Consider the following 16,743-nt stretch of genomic DNA (forward strand, 5'->3'; position numbering starts at 1 on the left):
GTGGCCTCGAGGAGGTCGGCGAAGATGACACAGGTTCCAGGACGCATTCTGGTTGCCCCCAGCGGGTTCAAGGAGAGCCTCTCGGCAGAGCAGGTCGCGGACGCCATCGCGTCCGGTGTGCGCCGGGTGCTCCCCGGTGCGGTGATCGACCGCGTACCGGTTGTCGACGGCGGCGAGGGGTCGGCGCGGACGCTCGCGGCCGCCACGGGAGGTCGACTCGTCGAGCGCACGGTCACGGGCCCGGTCGGGCACCCGGTGTCCGCCGTCCTCGCCCTCCTCGGGGGTGACGCGAAAGGTACCGCGGTCGTCGAGATGGCCGAGGCCGCGGGGCTCCGCCTCGTGCCGCAGGACCTGCGGGACCCGGGCGCCACGACGACCTATGGTGTCGGTGAGCTCATCCGCGCCGCCCTCGACGAGGGCGCCAAGCGCATCCTCGTCGGCTGCGGCGACTCCGGCACCTGCGATGGAGGGGCCGGTGCGCTGCAGGCGCTCGGCGCGAGCATCACGGATACGGCCGGCGCCGAGATCGGTCCGGGAGGCAACTCCCTCGCGGACGTGGCGGCTCTCGACCTCTCCGGACTCGACGGTCGTCTCTCGAGCGTCGATGTCTTCGTCGCCTGCAACCCGCACAACGTGCTCACCGGCCCCCGCGGCGTGGCCCGCGTCTTCGGCCCGCAGAAGGGGGCGACGCCCCAGCAGGTCGACACCCTCGACGCGGCGCTCGAGCGCTGGGCCGGCGTGCTGAGCCGCGACGGCGTGCAGCCGAAGTCGTACGACCTCGCCACGGGCAGCTGCACCGGCGCATCCGGTGGTCTCGGGGCGGGCCTGGCCGGCGGCATCGGAGCGCGCCTCATGCCGCGGTTCGAGGTCATGCTCGACCACATCGACCTGGATGCCCTCGTGCGGCAGGCAGACCTCGTCATCACGGCCGAAGGGTCCATCGACGAGCAGACACCTCACGGCAAGGTGCCCGCCGAGGTCGCGCGACGTGCCAAGGAGCAGGGGAAGCCCGTGTTCGCGCTCGCCGGCACCATCGGCCGGCACGCGCGAGACGTGCACGACATCGGCATCGACGCGATCGTGTCGATCGTGCCGCTTCCTCTGACCCTGGAGGAGTCGATCGCCCGCTCGCCGCAGCTGCTCACCGACGCGGCCGAACGCTCCATGCGGCTCATGATGATCGGCTGCCAGCTCGGGCAGGTCGAGCGTTCCGAGCCGGTGCCGCTGCTGCGGAGCGTGTCGTGAGCGCGCGGGCTACGGCCGACCAGGAGCAGGCACACGACCGGGATCAGGAGCGCGAGCCGCGGCAGGAGCTTGGGGCAGAGCAGAGCACCCAGCACCGCAAGCGCTCACCGATCCCCTTCCGCGGGCTCCTCGCCGCGTGGACTCGCCTGCCCATCCGCACGCGCTGGGCCATGGCCCTCATCGCGGTCATCGGGGCAGTGGTCTGCCTACCCGGCGAGCTCCCGGCGGAGGTGCGGTTGGCGCTGTTCGCCTTCGGCTCCGCCACGGTGCTGTGGACGCTGACCGACCTCGAGCCCGGCTATGTCGCGCTCGGCGCTGGCCTGCTGGCGTGCATCCCGACGGGACGCCAGGAGCAGTTCTTCTCCGCACTCGGCAACGACGTCGTGTGGCTCATCATCGGGGCGTTCGTCATCGGCGGGGCCACGGCGGGCTCCGGGCTCGCCGCTCGCCTGACGAGCGCGATCGTCGGGCGGGCACGGACGGTGCGCGGACTGATGTGGATGGTCACCGCGGCCGTCGTCCCGCTGTCGTTCCTCGTGCCATCCACCTCGGGTCGCGCCGCCGTGCTGCTTCCCGTCTACCGCTCGCTGACGGAGCGGTTGGGCGACGCGCGGATCGCGAAGGCCCTCGCACTGCTGATGCCCACGGTCGTGCTCGTCTCGACGACGGCGACACTCGTGGGCGCGACGTCGCACCTCGTCGCCGTCGACCTCCTTCAGCAGACGACCGGCGACACCATCTCCTACCTGCAGTGGGCGCTCTGGGGCGCGCCGTTCGGTATCGCCGCGAGCGTCGTGGTGTGCGTCGCCGTGCAGGCCCTCTTCCTTCGCCGAGACGAGCGTCGCCGGCCAATCGCGCAGCAGGTGTCCCTGCAGCCGTCAGGGCGGTCGCCGCTCACGCGGGCCGAGCGCATCGTGGCTGCGGTCGTCGGCCTTGCGCTTGTCGGCTGGCTGACGGAGCCGCTGCACGGGCTCGGCATCGCGGCCGTCACGATCATCGCCGCCGTTGTGCTCTGCGCCCCGGGCATCGGTGTGATGAAGTGGAAGGAAGGCGTGGCCGCGGTGTCCTGGCCGCTTGTGCTGTTCGTCGCCGGGGCGCTCGCGCTCGGCGGAGCGCTTGTGGAGACGGGGGCAGGCGACTGGATCGTCTCCAGCCTCTTCGCGGTGAGCGGCATCGAGGGGCTCACCTCGGCCCTGGCACTCGTGGTCATCATCGCGGCGCTCTCAGTGACCGCGCACCTCTACGTCACATCGCACACCGTGCGCGCGATCGCGCTCATCCCACCGTTCCTCGCGCTCACTGCGACGGTCGACCTCTCCCCCGTCGCGGTGGTGTTCATCGTGAGCATCGGCCTCGACTACTGCCTCACGCTGCCGGTCAGCTCGAAGGCCCTGCTCGTTTTCACGGATGCCGACGGTGACGGCCAGGGGCTCGACCCGCGCGACCTGCTCCGGCTCTCGCTTGTGGTGCTCCCCGCCTACATCGCGCTCATGGTCGTCACGTACGAGCTCTGGTGGAAGCACACGGGCCTGGCCCTGTAAGCCCGCGCTTCAGCTCGGTGCGGGGACGCTCTCGGGATGGGAACCTCGCTTCGTGCTGGAAAACTTCCCGCAACGAAGCGAGGTTTCCATCCCGAAACCCTGCGGGCGGGGCCGGCGAAGCAGGGCAGACCGAGGCCAGGCTCGCGACTCAGACGGCGACGAGACGCGGCTGAGCGGATGCCGTGGCCACGGCTGCCCCGGACACCGACGCGCGCGCCTCGGCTGCGCTCGAGAAGAGCGCGCGCTGCGTGAAGTCGAGCGAGTCGAGGTCGACGCGCGAGATCGTGTCCTCGGGAACCGAGGTCCAGCCGGCCGTGTCGATACCCGTCGACGAGAAGACGGTGGTGCCGTCGGCCGCGCGGAGCATGCTGAGCCGGTAGTACTCGTCGGTGTGCCCGTTGGGCAGCGTGGATGCGTCGATGCCGTAGCGCGCGAACGTCTCCTCGGTGACGTGAGCGGTGCTCGAGGCGTGGACGACGACGAGCTCGTCCGCGGAGAGGATGGTCGCGTTGAGGCTCGATTCGGGGAACTCGGCGCGCAGCACGCGCACGGCGGCAGCGGCCGCGTCCTCGAGCGAGAGCCCGTCGCGGACGCCCTGGCGCACGAGACCGAAGTACAGCTCGCTGTCGGTGTCGCCAGCGATGGTCGCGCGGATCTCCGGGCGAAGCAGGTCGTCGAAGCGCCACGTGGGAACGATCGAGCCGTTGTGCGCGAAGGCGAGGCCATCCGACACGAACGGGTGCGTGTTGACCTTGGTGCGCTTGAAGTCGTCGGTCGCGAGGCGCAGGTGCACGATGCGGGCGTTGGAGGGCGCGTCCGCGAGCAGCGTCGACAGCAGCGGGTCGTTCTGACCCGGCGTCGAGACGCGCAGCGATTCGATCTCGCGCTCGGTCTCGCCGAACCCGGCGGCGAGCCAGGCGGTGCCCCAGCCGTCGTTGTGCACGCTGGTCATGCGCTGGAAGGCGTCGCTGTTCATGTCTCCGATCACCTTCGTGACGGTGGTGTCACGTGGGGCTGCGTAAGCGAGCAGACGGCACATGTGCGAACTCCTTCCCAATTGTCGGGCTTGCTGTCGGGTGTTGTTCGGAGCCGAGCGGCTCACGAGCATCTGACAATCCTGTGACACTCGTGTCGCGGGGTCCACCTTCGCGACGCTGTATGACGGACGATTGCGGCGGCCTACGAGGTTCGTGCCCGCGGTGCCTGTCCACCATGAGTGCGATGTGCGGCCGAATCGGGTCCGCAGGGACGCGGCGGCTTGACGCGACCCGCCTCAGCTCCGCGACGACCTCGCGAAGGCACGACGCAGGGCACTCGCCTTCAGCTCCACTTCGAGCGTCTCGGCCTCCGGGTCGCTCGCGAGCACGATCGCGCCGCCTGCCCCGATCGACCAGCCTCGGGCATCACGAACGGCCGTGCGGATGACGATGCTCAGCTCGGTCGAGCCGTCGGCGCCGAGCACGCCGAGTGCGCCCGAGTAGACGCCGCGGTCGCGGCCCTCGATGTCGCGCAGCAGCTCGACGCTGCGCAGCTTGGGGGCACCCGTCATGGACCCGCCGGGAAAGAGCGCCCGCACGACGTCGAGCGGGGGGACACCAGGCGCCGAGCCGCGAACCGTGGTCACGAGCTGGTGCACGGTCGCGTACGACTCGACGGCCATGAGGCTCGGCACGTGGACGGTGCCGGGCGCGCAGACGCGGCCGAGGTCGTTGCGCAGCAGGTCGACGATCATGAGGTTCTCGGCGAAGACCTTCGGGTCGTTCGCGAGCTCGCGGGCGGCTGCCGCGTCGAGCAGCGGGTCGGATGCGCGGGCGGTGGTGCCCTTGATGGGCTTCGTCTCGTAGTCGCCGTCTGGGGTGCCACGCAGGAACCGCTCTGGCGAGGCGCTCACGATCGCGCCGCCGTCGAACTCGAGCAGCGCGGCGTAGGGGGCCGGGTCGGAGGCGCGGAGCTCGAGGAACAGATCGAGCGGGTCCGGGTCGGCGTCCGGCCTGAACTCGTTGGTGAGGCACAGCTCGTAGGAGTTCCCGGCGAGGAGGCGCTCGCGGCACCGGGCGATGTCGGCGGCGTACTGGGCTCTGGACGTGTGCCAGGTTCCGGCGGCGAGGGTGTCCTGGCGGTCAGGGCCGGCGGATGCGCGGGGCGAGCTGGGCGCGTCGACGAGCGTCGTTCGAGGCTCGGCATCGAGCGCGTCGCGAACGACTTCCGCGAAGCTGTCTGCCGCTGGTTCCGCGAGCGCGAGGGTCGAGGCCGTCGCGACGACCGTGACCGCGCCGGTCGCGCGGTCGACGATGACGGCGCGGCGCGGGTCGAGCCACCACGCGTCCGGGAGGTCGGGCTCGGCGGCGTCACCCCGTGGGGGCAGCGCACCGAGCATCCGGACGCCGAGTTCGTAGCCGAAGTAGCCGAGCAGTCCGCCGCGGAACGCGAGGCCCTCGCCGCCGACGGGGAGCCTCCGCTCGAGGGTCTCCTGCACGGCCTCGAAGCTGCCATCGCCGAACAGCCGCAGCACTCGGGCCGGTTCGCTCGCCGCGCCTCCGTCCGAGATGGCGGCGTCGTCCGCGAGGATGCTCCACTGCGCCTGCCTGCCCGCTTCGTCCGGCACATCGACCCACACGCTCGCGGATCCCTGCCGCAGCACGTCACGGTAGATCTGCGTGGCGGCGGCCTCGGCGGCCGCACGCCCGTCGCTCTGCGGCCCGCGCACGACGCGGCTCGCGACGAAGAGGTCGCGCGCCGGCGGAGCGACCGCGTCGGAGCCGTGGGCGGGCGCACCGCCCCGTCCCAGCTCGCGTCCGGCCGGCTCCCCCCGGGGAGGTGCGACCCGGCGAGCCGCATCCGCTGCCGCCACGAAGTTCGCGAGCATCTGTCGTCCGTGCTCGCTGGCGATCGACTCCGGGTGGAACTGCACGCCCCAGACGGGTCTGCCCTCGACGTCGAGGCCCTGCACGACGCCGTCCTCACTGCGGGCGGTCACCCGCAAACCTGCTGGCAGCGGCTCGCGGACGGCGAGCGAGTGGTAGCGGGTGACCAGCGTGCGCTGTGGGATCCCGGTGAAGGGGCCCGTGCCGTCGTGCTCGAGTGGCGAGCGCCAGCCGTGCCTCGCCTCGGGGGAGGCGACGACCTCGCCGCCGAAGTGGAGGGCGATGCCCTGGTGCCCCAGGCACACCCCGAAGACGGGCAGGTCCACCCCTGGCGCGAGGGCAGCATCCAGCACCGCGGCCGACCCGTCGAAGTCGGCGGCGGTGGCCGGATGCCCTGGCCCGGGCGAGATGACGATCCCTGAGACGAGGCTATCGGCGACCCAGCCGACGCACACGCGGATGTCAGCGGGGTCACCGGCGTCGATGACCCGGACCTCGCGGTCGCTGAGCTCGAGCAGCAGCTGCACGAGGTTGTAGGTGTAGGAGTCGCGGTTGTCGACGACGACGATCACGCGCCGCGCCCGTCAGGCGGGCGGCCGTCGAGGAGCGGCACGGCGCTCGTCTCCTCGAGGCGGGGCCGCCAGCGTCGCACGCGGGCGACGTCGAGGCCGAGGCGGGTGCCGTCGAGCATCGAGACGGGGCTGATGCCGTGGAGCGTGTTGAGGTACCAGAGCTCATCCCACCCCCGGTCGGCGGATGCGGCGAGCGGGTCGGCGAGCAGCTCGCCTTCCACGCGCGGGATGCCCGCCGTGGCGAGCAGCTTCTCGAGCACGCCCAACGTGGTTCCCGGAACGCGCCGACTCGCGGCGGGGATCACGAGGGTCTCGCCGCGCCAGCCGACGACGGTGCCATAGGCCGCCTCGGTGATGACGCCGCGATCGTCGACGAGCAGCGCGTCCGCGGCGCCTTGCTCAGCAGCGCTCGCACGGAGCTGCAACAGGGACGGGAAGTCGGGGCCCTTGACGGTCGGCCAGCGGCGTTCGTCGAGGCGCGTCGCGAGCTTCGTGAGCGGCCGTGCCTCCGGGGCCGGCCGCAGGGCGAGCTCGATGAGCACGCGGTCGCCGCCAGCATCGCCCTCGCCGTCGAGGCGTGCCGACAGTCGCGGGAACCATGAGTCGGCGAGGGGCACGCTCTCGAACACGTCGGCCCAGATTCGTCGCCAGTCGGCGTCGATGGTGTTGGTGCCCGCGGGGCTTCCCGACCAGAGCAGCGGGTGGGCGGTCGCCGCCTCTCCGAACAGCTCGCCGACGGATCGCTCGAAGCGCTCGCGGTGGGCGGCGTGGGCGATGACGCGGCCGGAGTCGACGCGCCACGATTCGACGACGCTGACGGCCGCGGTCTCCCGGCCACCGGCGTCGCTGTCGTCGCGCGCGGCACCTTCGCTGGCTTCAGCTGCACCATGACCCTGCATCGCCCCATTCTGCCCCAGGCGCGAAGGCGCGTCCTCGACGCTGCAAAGGTGTGACCCTGCGCTGAGCACCAGAACCCGTCGGGGTCGGCGAAGGCGAGGGCGGACTTGCGGTCGCTTCCCGCCTGTTTTGATGACCACAACGCTGCCCTCGGTAGCGACTCCGCGAGGGCGGCCATCCGTTGCCCGATGACCTCACGGCTACCAGCGTGACGCAGAATGCTCACATGACCAGCATGAGCACCCCAACGAACGTCGTCTTCGTCTGCAAGAAGAACGGCGGCAAGTCGCAGCTGGCGGCCGCCCTCCTGCGCGCGCTCGGCGACGAGTCGATCAGCGTCGCCTCCGCCGGCACCGCGCCGGGCGGCTCCCTCAACGCCGAGTCGGTGGAATCGCTCGCCGAGCTGGGCATCGACGTCGGCGACGAGCATCCCAAGCCGCTCACCTCGGAGATGCTCGACGACGCCGACCTCGTCGTGGTCCTCGGCGACGAAGCGCGGCTGCCGGACGGCGTGACGGCTCCCGTCGAGCGCTGGATCACCGACGAGCCCTCCGAGCGCGGCATCACCGGCATGGAGCGGATGCGGCTCGTGCGCGACGACATCCGCGCGCGCGTCGCGGAGCTGCACACGCGGCTCCGCGACGCCTGAGCGGACGGCCGCCCGTTCCACCCTCAGCTCACTGAGTCCGCGCAGCTCCATCACTCGCGGAGGTCGCGAAGCTCACGAGCCGAGCCACGTGTCGCGCGAGGATGTCCGTCTCGACGTTGACGCGGTGGCCCACATCGAGCGTGCCGAGCGTCGTCGCGCTGAGCGTCTCGGGGATGAGCGACACCTCGAACCAGTGACCGTCCCCGGGCGCGCCGCTCGGGCCCGCAGCTCCCTCGGCGCTGACGGCCCCGACCGCGCTGACTGTGAGCGACACCCCGGACACCGCCACCGACCCCTTGTCGACGAGCAACCCGGCGTGCACCGGGTCGATGGCGAAGCGGATGCGCCGCCACGCGTCGAAGTGCTCGACCTCCAGCACCTCGCTCGTCGAATCGATGTGCCCCTGCACGATGTGGCCGCCGAGCCGGTCGCCGAGCCGCATGGCCCGTTCGAGGTTCACGGCGTCACCCTCCGCTCTGTCGCCGAGGGTGGATGCGCGCAGGGTCTCCCCCATGACGTCGGCCGTGAAGGCATCGGCGTGCAGCTCGGCGACGGTGAGGCACACGCCCTCGACGGAGATGGAGTCTCCCACCTTGGCGTCGCTCACGCTGAGCGGGCCGCGCACCGTGAGGCGCGCATCCGTGTCGTTCCTGATGATGCTCGTGATCTGGCCGAGCTCCTCGATGATCCCAGTGAACACGCTACTGACCCGCCGTTCCAGCTGCTGCCGGGAAGTCGCGAAGGGCGGCGGCCGTCGCGATCGCGGCGAGCGCCGCGTCCGCCCCCTTGTCCTCGAAGCTGTCTGGCAGGCCGATGCGTGCCTGCACCTGCTCCTCGTCGTCGCAGGTCAGCACGCCGAACCCGACCGGGATGCCCGTGCGCACGGCGACATCGGTGAGGCCGTTGGTCGCGGCAGAGCACACGTACTCGAAGTGCGGGGTGCCGCCGCGGATGACGACGCCGAGGGCGACGATCGCATCCGGCCCGCTGGCGGCGACTCGGCTCGCGGCGACGGGCAGCTCGAAGGAGCCGGGCACCCGCACGATCCGCACGTCGGTGACGCCGGACGTCTCGAGCGCCCGGTGCGCCCCGTCGAGGAGCGCCGCCATCGCCGTGTCGTGCCATCGAGCCGCGACGATCACGACCCTCAGCCCGGTGCCGTCTGCCTGCACCGCTGGTGCTCCCTGTCCGCTCATCGTCGTGCTCCTCTGGTCAGCGCCTCCGCGGCGCGCGTGCTCGTTTCGTGGTGGTGGTGGCTCTCCGTGCCGGTCAGAGCCGGGAAGCCCGGGTGCCGCCTCCGGTAGTCGACGATGTCGTCGACGTGCAGCAGCACGAGGTCGTGTGCCGATGCGAGCGCGCCCGCCTCGGTGTACGAGAGCATCTCGCCGTCGTCGCGCACGAGCTCGGCGATGACGCCGACCTCGCCTGCACCAGCCAGGCCCACGAGGTCGACGGCCGCTTCCGTGTGGCCGGGCCGCTCGAGCACGCCACCGTCGACGGCTCGCAGCGGCAGCACATGGCCGGGGCGGATGAGGTCGCGCGGCGTCGAGCCGGCGGCCGCGAGCGCTCGCACGGTCGTGGCCCGGTCGCTCGCGGAGATGCCGGTCGTCACGCCAGCGGCCGCATCCACGGTGATCGTGTAGGCGGTGCGGCGGGCGTCCTCGCTGTGTTCGACCATGAGCGGCAGCTCGAGCCGATCGGCGAGGTGGCCGGGCAGCGGCGCGCACAGCAGTCCCGACGAGTGGCGGATGATCCACCCCACCCATTCGGGGGTCGCAGTGCTGGCGGCGAGGATCGCGTCGACCTCGTTCTCGCGCGAGGAGTCGTCGGCGACGAGCACCGGGCGTCCGGCCCGCAGCGCGTCGAGCGCGCGGGCGAGCTGGCCGCTCATGCTGCGACCCCCTCGGCCGCGACGGCGCCGACGTGCTGGGGGTGCGCGCGCGTGTCCCGAACGAGGTGGATGAGCGTGTCGACGCCAAGCGGATGCACGGACTCGGTGGTCCACCGGTTCGCGTCGCGCAGACGCCCGACGTCGAGCGACGCGACGGAACTCGCGCCGTCGCCCAGGAGGATCGGCGCGACGTAGGCGTCGATCTCGTCGACGAGACCAGCTCGCAAGAACGCAGCCGAGATGGTCGGACCGCCCTCGACGATCACGTGGCGGGCGCCGAGCAGGTGCAGCTCCTCGAGCGCGGTGACTGGGTCGTGGGTCCTCAGGTGGACGAACAACTCGGGGTCGGCGCGAACGGCGGCATCGGCGGCCACATCCCGCATGCCCATGACGACGCGCAGAGGCTGGGGCGCATGGACGGCCGCGGGCCCGCGGACAGAGAGCGTCGGGTCATCGGAGCGCTGCGTGCCCGTGCCCACGAGGATCGCGCAGGCTTCGGCCCGCCGCTGGTGCGCGTGCAGCCGCGCGGCTTCCGAGGTGATCCACCGGCTCGACCCGTCTGCGGCGGCGACCCGCCCGTCGAGGGTGGAGGCGAGCTTGAGCGTCACGAAGGGCCGGCCTTCGGCGACGCCGGTGAGCCAGGCGCGCAGGAGCGCCTCGCCTTCGGCAACACGGAGCCCCTCGAGCACGCGCACCCCGTTCGACCGCAGCCGCGCAGCTCCCCCGGAGGCAACCGGGTTCGGGTCGGCGACCGCGAACACGACCTCCGCGACGCCAGCCTCGAGCAGGGCGTCCGCGCACGATGCCGTCCGCCCGGTGTGGGAGCACGGTTCGAGCGTCACGACGGCGGTCGCGCCCCGCACTTCCGTCCCGGCAGACCGGGCGTCGTCGAGCGCGGCGGCCTCCGCGTGCGGGGTGCCCGCCCCTCGGTGGAAGCCGCGTCCCAGGATGCGGCGCGGGCCGCCGCCCGGAGACGGCGGTGCGAGGAGCACGCACCCGACCCTGGGGTTCGGGTCTCTCAGTGGCCCGCGGGCCGCGAGGGAGAGCGCCAGTTGCATGGCGGCGTCGACAGACTCGACGCGGTTGGATTCTTGGATCGGCATCGCCGGTGACCTCCGCATTTCGCGTGCCACGGGGCCATATCCCGGTACCGGCGCAGCCGGAGATTCCGGCAGCCGACGCCAACGAAGGCCCTCGCCGAAACGAGCGCCTCCCATGCACCTACCATCCGGACTTTAACCGTCGGTCCTGGAATTCCACCAGGTCAACCGCTCGCGGACGAGCGGGTCGCGGACTCTCACCGCCGGTTCGGACTTTCACCGACCCCGGAGCATGTTGCACGGCGAGCCTAAGCGAGACGACCGTCGGAAGACAGCGTGTGACGCCCGGAAACCGACTTCGTCGCGATGTTTCGGGAAGGCGGCCTACGCGACCACTTCGCGCAGGCCGATCGCGAGGTGCACGTCCTGGCGCTGACCGCCGGAGTGCACCAGCGCGGAGCCGTCATCGTCGACGGTGAGCTGCGTGCGGTGGCTGCGCAGGGCGGCCACGACGGCGTCGCGGTGCTGCTCGAGGTCGAACCATTCGAGGTCGCCGATCTCGGCCGCGAGCTCGCGTTCGCTCTGCTCGACGAGTTCGGCGAACCGCACGCCGGCACCCCGCGCGGCGGCGAGGCTCGCTTCGCGGGCTCGAACGTGGTCGGGGTGCCCGTAGCCGCCCGTCGCGTCGTAGCTGATGACGAGGTCCGGCTCGTCGTGGGCGATGACGGCGGCGAGGTCGGCCGTGACCTCCTCGACGGGAGCCACGCTGAACGCCCGCAGGTCGGTTTCGTCGGCGGGACCAGCGAGGCCTGGCCGCAGCCAGCGCATCCCGGAGTCGCGGTACTCGCGCACCTTCAGGCCCTCTGCCCGTGCGGGCGGCGTTCCGAGCCACCGGTGCTGGTCGATGCCGAGCGCGTCGAGGGACCCGCGCAGCTCGCGCTCGCGCACGTCCGCGAGGTCCGCGACCGACGTGTCGGCGGGAAGGACGCCCGCGACGATCTCACCGAGCTCACCGCGCGTGCAGGTCACGAGTGTCACCTTGGCGCCGCGCTCGTGCAGTTCGCGCAGCAGCGCTCCGCCCGCGAGGGCTTCGTCGTCGGGATGCGCGTGCACGACCAGCGCGTGTCGCACGGAGTCGAGCAGGCTCGCGCTGCCCTCAGGCACGCGACGACCCCTGCCCCGCCTGAACGACCAACTGGCGGAACACGGCCAGGAGGCCCTCAGCGCTCAGATCCCAGGAGTGGGCGAGCGCGTGCTCGCGCGCGGCGACGCTCAAGCGCTCGGCGAGCTCCGGGTCGCGCAGGATGCGCGCGATGGCGGCTGCCCAGTCCGCGGGGTCGCGGGTCTCGAGCAACGTGCCGGTGACGCCGTCGACAACTGCCTCGCGAAGCCCGCCAGCGGCGGAGGCCACAACCGGCACTCCCGAGGCTGCGGCTTCGAGGGCGACCAGACCGTACGTCTCGGAGTGCGACGGGATCAGCACGACGTCGACGAGCCGCAGCTGGGCGGCGAGCGCCTGCCTGCTGAGCGAGCCGATGTACTGCACGTGCTCGGCGAGCCCGTGCCGCGCGACCGCCTCGTGCAGCTTCGCTTCGTAGGCGCGCCCGTCGTCGTCCGGAGGGGCGGCGCCCACGAGCACGTAGTCGGGGCGCACGTCGTCGTCGATCTCGGCGATCGCGTCGAGCGCCAGGTCGAAGCCCTTGAGCGGATGCAGGCGCCCAGCTGACAGGGCGCGCTTGGGTCGCGACTCCCGGGCGGCTGGCTCGGCCCGCGCATCCCGGGCCGGGAAGAAGAGGTCGGCGTCGACACCGGGCGGCACGATGTGGGTGATCGCCGGGTTGCCGCCGAGCCTCGAGAGGACGGTGTCGCGCTCCGCTCTGCTCACGACGACGATGGCGTCGACCGACTTCGCGAGCATCGCCTCGCCGGCGAGGCGGCCTGGCGACTCGGCGCGCTCCCCGTCGGCGAGCGGCGTCGAGCTGCCGGCGGCGATGGAGTGGAAGCTCTGCACGATCGGGATGCCCAGCTCGCGTGCGACGGGTAGGGCGGCGACGCCAGAGAACCAGTGCTGGGCGTGGAGCACGTCGACGGACAGCTCGACGAGGAGGACGGCCAGCGCATCCCGGAACTCGTCGATGACGTGCTCGTGCTCGCCTTTCGAGATGAGTCGAGCGGGGCCGGCCTCCAGGTTGTGGAGCCGGAGGTTGTCGCCGAGCTGCACGGTGGGAGCGGAGCCGGGGTCGCTGCGCCTCGTGATGAGCTCGACCTGGTGGCCGCGGTCCGCGAGTGCCTCCGCCTGCGCCAGCACCACGACGTTCATGCCACCCGCATCCTTGGTCCCCGGCTCGTCGAGGGGAGAGGTGTGGAGCACGACAAACGCGATGCGGAGGGGGCGCTCGTCGGGGAGGACATCAGGCATGCCTCCGACCGTAGGCGTCGCGGGCCCGCTTCGCCATTCGGGATGCCCCGCGTTACGCGGCCCGGATGAGTGCGGGTTCGGTCGCGCTCAGATATGCAGGCAGCGGCACACGGCGTGGCAGCCGTCGAACGATCGCCCGCGTGCGTTGCGGAGCACGTTGATGGCCGGCGGCGACAGATGGCGGCGCACGGCCTCGCGCAGCAGATCGTCCCCTGAGGCCGGATACTCGATCTGCCACAGCAGCTCTCGGATCTCGCCGCGCAGGGGCGCCTCCACAAACGACTCCCGAATGTCAACGATCCCGGCGAGCGCGGTTTCCGATGTCGAGCCGGCGGCGGCTGGACGCTGGTTGGCTTTCATGAGGACCTCCCTGTCCGTCTGATTCCAGGGTCCCGCATCCGGGTCACGGGCGGCAGTGGTGGCACGATTCGAAAGAACGTGGTAGCGGATCCAGCGTCGAGCTCGCTTGGCGAGCTGCCAGGCAGCGCAGCCCGCGGCGCACGCCCAGAGCACCGCGAACTGGATGAGGATCACGACCCCCCGCCAACTCCAGCACCGTCATCGATCACCACCTCCTCGGACTCGGCACCCAGCGAACCTAGAGCGGGACGGAGCAACCTGAAACGGCTTGCGCCAGCGTTGCCGTGCCGCTAGTGATCGCGACGGCTCGCCGGCAGTCGACCGTCTGGGTGCCCCCGCCCCTTAACGCGAATCGGAGCCGGAGGGAATCCACGCGTCGCCGTTCGGCGCACTTCCTAGGCTGGATGCACGTGCCACACACGCGCCGACCGGAAAGGCAGCACGATGGGAACCCTCACGTACGCGTCCTTGCACCTGGAGTTCGAGGACCGTCTCCTCCAGCATCTGCAGATCGTGATCATCCAGAAGTTCCGTCGCCACGAGGCGTTTCTCATGTCGTGGAAGGAGTCCGCGAGCGCGGCTGATGGGCGGGCGGCGATCTGGCTCACGCCGAACGTCCCGATCTCCTTCAAGTTCTACGGCAGCAAGGCACCGTCGGTGAACCGCGACTGGCTGTCGTCGCTCGCGCGTTCCGCGGACAGCTCGACGGGCCTGATCGTCACCGGGGAGGACGGCGAGCTCGCGCTGGCGTCCCCCGACAGCGGGCAACCAGGAACCGCCCACCATAAGTGGCATTAGCACAACTCGCCAGCGATCTCTACCCCTCGAATTTTCAACTCCGCCTCGGGACGCTACTAGGAGGCCACGAGGATTGGGGGACCGCCATGGGATACCTGTACTACGGGGCGGACGCCCACGCGATCGAGATCGAAGACCGGCCGTTGGCGCACCTGCGAGTCGCGATCTTGAGCCTCCTCCGGGCCGGGCACAGCGTTGCCTTCACCTGCCCGCGGTCGAAGGACCTCGGTGGCGGCCGCGAGTCGCTCTGGATCACGCCGCAGACCGACCTCCGCTTCCGCTTCCGTGGAAGCCGTGCACCGAACCTGAACGAGCACTGGGTGCGCGCCATCATCGCGACGAACGATTCGGCGGCAGGGCTCCACCTGGTACCGGAGTGCACGCAGTTCAATGAGCCCGTCGCGCACCACCCCGCGGCCCAGCAGAGCGCACCCGTGCACCAGTCGGATCTTGGGCGCCGCTCGGCGCCTGAGCATCAGCTCTCGAAGTCGTAGAACGAGATGTCGGCGAACGGTGCGCCGTCATCGCCCTCGTCAGCGATCACCGGCACCTCGCGGACGCTCACAGACGACGCCGTCGTGATGAGTTCCCACTGCTCCAGGCGCCCACGCACGGGAAAGCGAACCAGGTCTCCGCCCTGGCGGACCGCATCCACGATCATGTGCTGCAACGTCGGCATCGCCTCATCGTCGACGTAGTGCGCACGGTCATCGACTGTCACCAGGAATGGCATGTCCACCTCCACCGGGAAAAGAACTCACCGTCCAGTGAACGCCTTCGCGAGCCCAGAATCTGGGCCTGGAACAACGTCGACGTATGTGCTATCGAGCAGACGCGGGGCGCAGTTGCGGCATTGCAATAGAGTTGGGGCAGGGTTTCGACGGACCGAGAACGGGATCAACATGGCACGGGACGCATACGACGCAGCAGTCCAGACGCTGCAGGCGCCGCTCGATTCTGTCGATGGCGTGGCTGACTCCCTCGTCGGTCTGTTCCCCGTCTCGGGCGCGGCCGTCTCCACGATCGGCGAGCTGCTCGGCAACCAGACGGTCTCTGCGTCGAACGAGGTCGCCGCACGGCTGGACGAGCTGCAGTTCGACCTCGGCGAGGGACCATGCTGGGACACCCTCGCCACAGGGCGCCCTGTTCTCGAGCCGAACCTCCGAGAGCTGCCAGACACCCGCTGGCCGGCGTTCGGCCCGGCCATCCCCCGCGACAAGGTGGGAGCTCTCTTCGCGTTCCCGATGCTGGTCGGCCCGCTGCGGGTCGGGGCCATCGACCTCTACGCCGCCGCCCCGATCGGCTTCGAGCCGCTCCAGACGCGTCAGGCCACTCACCTCGCCTCGCTCGTCGCGCGCAACGTCCTCCGCCTCGCGCTCGCCTCCTCGGGCGACGAACCCCACCCGGAGGGCAAGCACTCGCGTCGCAAGATCCATCAGGCGACCGGGATGGTGCTGGCGCAGCTCGAGACGACCGCGGACGAGGCGACCCTCGTCATCCAGGGACACGCCTTCGCGACAGGTCGATCCATGATGGAGATCGCCGAGGAGATCCTCGCCGGACAGCTGGCGTTCCGAGCGGGGCCGTCCGGAATCGAGGAGCGGCGATGATCCGCGATGCAAGGGACACGCAGCTGCTCGAGACCTTCGCGGTGCTCGCCGACACGCTCGTCGCGGGCTACGACGTCGTTGACCTGCTGCAGATACTCGTCGATCGCTGCCAATCGCTGCTCGAGGTGACAGCAGCCGGCATTCTGCTCGCCGACGAGCACGGCGATCTCGAGCTGGTGGTCTCGACGAGTGAGGCGGCGAGCGTCGTCGAGACGATGCAGATCTCAGCAGACGCCGGTCCGTGCATCCAGAGCTTCAACGAGGGGCGCATCGTCGCGGTCGAGGACATCCGCGAGGCTCCGGACTCCTGGCGCATGTTCAAGCAGAGCGCGCTCGAGCACGGTTACCTGGCCGTGCAGGCTGTGCCCTTGAAATTGCGCGAGACCACGATCGGCACGCTCAACCTGCTGCGCTCGACACCTGGAGAGTTTCCCGAGCAGGAGACCGTCGCCGCGCGCGCCCTCGCGGACGTCGCGACGATCGGCATCATCCAGGAGCGCACGATCCGTCATGCCGACACGGTGCGCGAACAGCTGCAGAACGCGCTCAAGAGCCGCGTCGTGATCGAACAGGCCAAGGGCGTCGTCGCCTACCGACGCTCGATCACGCCTGAGGAGGCGTTCGATGTGATCCGCGGATACGCGAGGTCGAATCGACTGTCGCTCTCGCAGGTCGCCGCGCAGCTGGTCGCGCGTACGCTCAGCATCTGACCGACCCCATACTCACCTTCAGGGCGTACGCTCACCCTGTTGGCCAGGACCTCGCCGCCGAGCCCCGCTCACGCAGCCGGGCCGTACGGTCGCCGCCATCCGCTGAACTCGGACCTTGGCGTCGAGATATGAGAGGCCTCCGCCGGG

At 70.9% G+C, this 16,743-nt stretch carries 17 protein-coding genes, 1 pseudogene and 1 riboswitch; of the genes and pseudogenes, 7 read left to right on the forward strand and 11 right to left on the reverse strand.

Annotated elements, in window-relative coordinates:
* Positions 1 to 24 precede the first annotated feature (24 nt).
* Positions 25 to 1,245: a glycerate kinase gene (locus tag C5B97_RS15685; RefSeq protein ID WP_104312919.1), complete on the forward strand. Its 1,221-nt coding sequence runs from the start codon at positions 25 to 27 to the stop codon at positions 1,243 to 1,245.
* Positions 1,242 to 2,786 (forward strand): SLC13 family permease, encoded by a 1,545-nt coding sequence (locus C5B97_RS15690; protein WP_104312920.1) that lies wholly within the window; start codon positions 1,242 to 1,244, stop codon positions 2,784 to 2,786. Before C5B97_RS15685 ends, C5B97_RS15690 begins: the two co-directional genes overlap by 4 nt.
* 148 nt (positions 2,787 to 2,934) lie before the next feature.
* Here the strand turns inward: C5B97_RS15690 and C5B97_RS15695 are convergent, their stop codons facing one another.
* The 3 genes from C5B97_RS15695 to C5B97_RS15705 all read right to left on the reverse strand — a co-directional run bounded on the left by C5B97_RS15695 (position 2,935) and on the right by C5B97_RS15705 (position 7,121).
* The gene (locus C5B97_RS15695; protein ID WP_179557843.1) at positions 2,935 to 3,825 is read right to left on the reverse strand and encodes a class II glutamine amidotransferase; all 891 of its coding nucleotides are present in this window, start codon (positions 3,823 to 3,825) and stop codon (positions 2,935 to 2,937) included.
* A 234-nt stretch (positions 3,826 to 4,059) separates the two neighbouring features.
* Positions 4,060 to 6,222 carry a chorismate-binding protein gene (locus C5B97_RS15700; protein WP_104312922.1) on the reverse strand — a complete coding sequence of 721 codons (2,163 nt, stop codon included), beginning with the start codon at positions 6,220 to 6,222 and terminating at the stop codon, positions 4,060 to 4,062.
* Complete coding sequence (locus C5B97_RS15705) at positions 6,219 to 7,121, reverse strand: aminotransferase class IV (protein WP_104312923.1); 903 nt, start codon at positions 7,119 to 7,121, stop codon at positions 6,219 to 6,221. Before C5B97_RS15705 ends, C5B97_RS15700 begins: the two co-directional genes overlap by 4 nt.
* Positions 7,122 to 7,354: 233 nt before the next feature.
* Between C5B97_RS15705 and C5B97_RS15710 the strand changes: the two genes are divergently transcribed.
* Positions 7,355 to 7,768 (forward strand): low molecular weight phosphatase family protein, encoded by a 414-nt coding sequence (locus tag C5B97_RS15710; protein WP_181027053.1) that lies wholly within the window; start codon positions 7,355 to 7,357, stop codon positions 7,766 to 7,768.
* A gap of 28 nt (positions 7,769 to 7,796) precedes the next feature.
* Here C5B97_RS15710 and C5B97_RS15715 read toward each other — a convergent pair whose 3' ends face one another.
* The 7 genes and pseudogenes from C5B97_RS15715 to C5B97_RS15745 all read right to left on the reverse strand — a co-directional run bounded on the left by C5B97_RS15715 (position 7,797) and on the right by C5B97_RS15745 (position 13,652).
* On the reverse strand, positions 7,797 to 8,468 hold the full coding sequence (locus C5B97_RS15715; RefSeq protein WP_104312925.1) for a riboflavin synthase: 672 nt from the start codon (positions 8,466 to 8,468) through the stop codon (positions 7,797 to 7,799).
* 1 nt (position 8,469) lies between these two features.
* Positions 8,470 to 8,964: a 6,7-dimethyl-8-ribityllumazine synthase gene (gene ribH, locus C5B97_RS15720; protein ID WP_104312926.1), complete on the reverse strand. Its 495-nt coding sequence runs from the start codon at positions 8,962 to 8,964 to the stop codon at positions 8,470 to 8,472.
* Between the two features lie 92 nt (positions 8,965 to 9,056).
* Positions 9,057 to 9,659, reverse strand: a pseudogene (gene ribB / locus C5B97_RS15725) (3,4-dihydroxy-2-butanone-4-phosphate synthase); the annotation flags it as partial.
* Positions 9,656 to 10,762 (reverse strand): bifunctional diaminohydroxyphosphoribosylaminopyrimidine deaminase/5-amino-6-(5-phosphoribosylamino)uracil reductase RibD, encoded by a 1,107-nt coding sequence (ribD, locus tag C5B97_RS15730; RefSeq protein ID WP_104312928.1) that lies wholly within the window; start codon positions 10,760 to 10,762, stop codon positions 9,656 to 9,658. The pseudogene ribB and the gene ribD, both read right to left, overlap by 4 nt.
* Before the next feature lie 109 nt (positions 10,763 to 10,871).
* Positions 10,872 to 10,996: riboswitch (FMN riboswitch) on the reverse strand.
* An 87-nt stretch (positions 10,997 to 11,083) separates the two neighbouring features.
* Positions 11,084 to 11,863, reverse strand: coding sequence for a PIG-L deacetylase family protein (locus tag C5B97_RS15735; protein ID WP_181027043.1), 780 nt, complete (start codon positions 11,861 to 11,863; stop codon positions 11,084 to 11,086).
* A complete protein-coding gene (locus C5B97_RS15740; protein ID WP_104312930.1) occupies positions 11,856 to 13,118 on the reverse strand; it encodes a glycosyltransferase in 1,263 nt (420 codons plus the stop codon). Before C5B97_RS15740 ends, C5B97_RS15735 begins: the two co-directional genes overlap by 8 nt.
* Positions 13,119 to 13,205: 87 nt before the next feature.
* Complete coding sequence (locus C5B97_RS15745) at positions 13,206 to 13,652, reverse strand: hypothetical protein (protein WP_104312931.1); 447 nt, start codon at positions 13,650 to 13,652, stop codon at positions 13,206 to 13,208.
* A 270-nt stretch (positions 13,653 to 13,922) separates the two neighbouring features.
* Between C5B97_RS15745 and C5B97_RS15750 the strand changes: the two genes are divergently transcribed.
* Both C5B97_RS15750 and C5B97_RS15755 read left to right on the forward strand, forming a co-directional pair.
* Positions 13,923 to 14,276, forward strand: coding sequence for an ATP-dependent DNA ligase (locus tag C5B97_RS15750; RefSeq protein ID WP_104312932.1), 354 nt, complete (start codon positions 13,923 to 13,925; stop codon positions 14,274 to 14,276).
* Between the two features lie 86 nt (positions 14,277 to 14,362).
* Positions 14,363 to 14,770 carry an ATP-dependent DNA ligase gene (locus C5B97_RS15755; protein ID WP_104312933.1) on the forward strand — a complete coding sequence of 136 codons (408 nt, stop codon included), beginning with the start codon at positions 14,363 to 14,365 and terminating at the stop codon, positions 14,768 to 14,770.
* On the opposite strand, the gene C5B97_RS15760 is transcribed toward C5B97_RS15755, so the two are convergent.
* Complete coding sequence (locus C5B97_RS15760; RefSeq protein ID WP_104312934.1) at positions 14,752 to 15,009, reverse strand: hypothetical protein; 258 nt, start codon at positions 15,007 to 15,009, stop codon at positions 14,752 to 14,754. The genes C5B97_RS15755 and C5B97_RS15760 overlap by 19 nt on opposite strands.
* 169 nt (positions 15,010 to 15,178) lie before the next feature.
* Here C5B97_RS15760 and C5B97_RS15765 point away from each other — a divergent pair, with 169 nt between their 5' ends.
* A complete protein-coding gene (locus C5B97_RS15765) occupies positions 15,179 to 15,886 on the forward strand; it encodes a GAF and ANTAR domain-containing protein (RefSeq protein ID WP_181027044.1) in 708 nt (235 codons plus the stop codon).
* The gene (locus C5B97_RS15770) at positions 15,883 to 16,596 is read left to right on the forward strand and encodes a GAF and ANTAR domain-containing protein (protein WP_258068309.1); all 714 of its coding nucleotides are present in this window, start codon (positions 15,883 to 15,885) and stop codon (positions 16,594 to 16,596) included. The genes C5B97_RS15765 and C5B97_RS15770 overlap by 4 nt, the downstream gene beginning before the upstream one ends.
* Positions 16,597 to 16,743 lie beyond the last annotated feature (147 nt).

Source organism: Pseudoclavibacter sp. RFBB5 (assembly GCF_002931555.1).
In the GTDB taxonomy this organism is placed as follows: Bacteria; Actinomycetota; Actinomycetes; order Actinomycetales; family Microbacteriaceae; genus Pseudoclavibacter.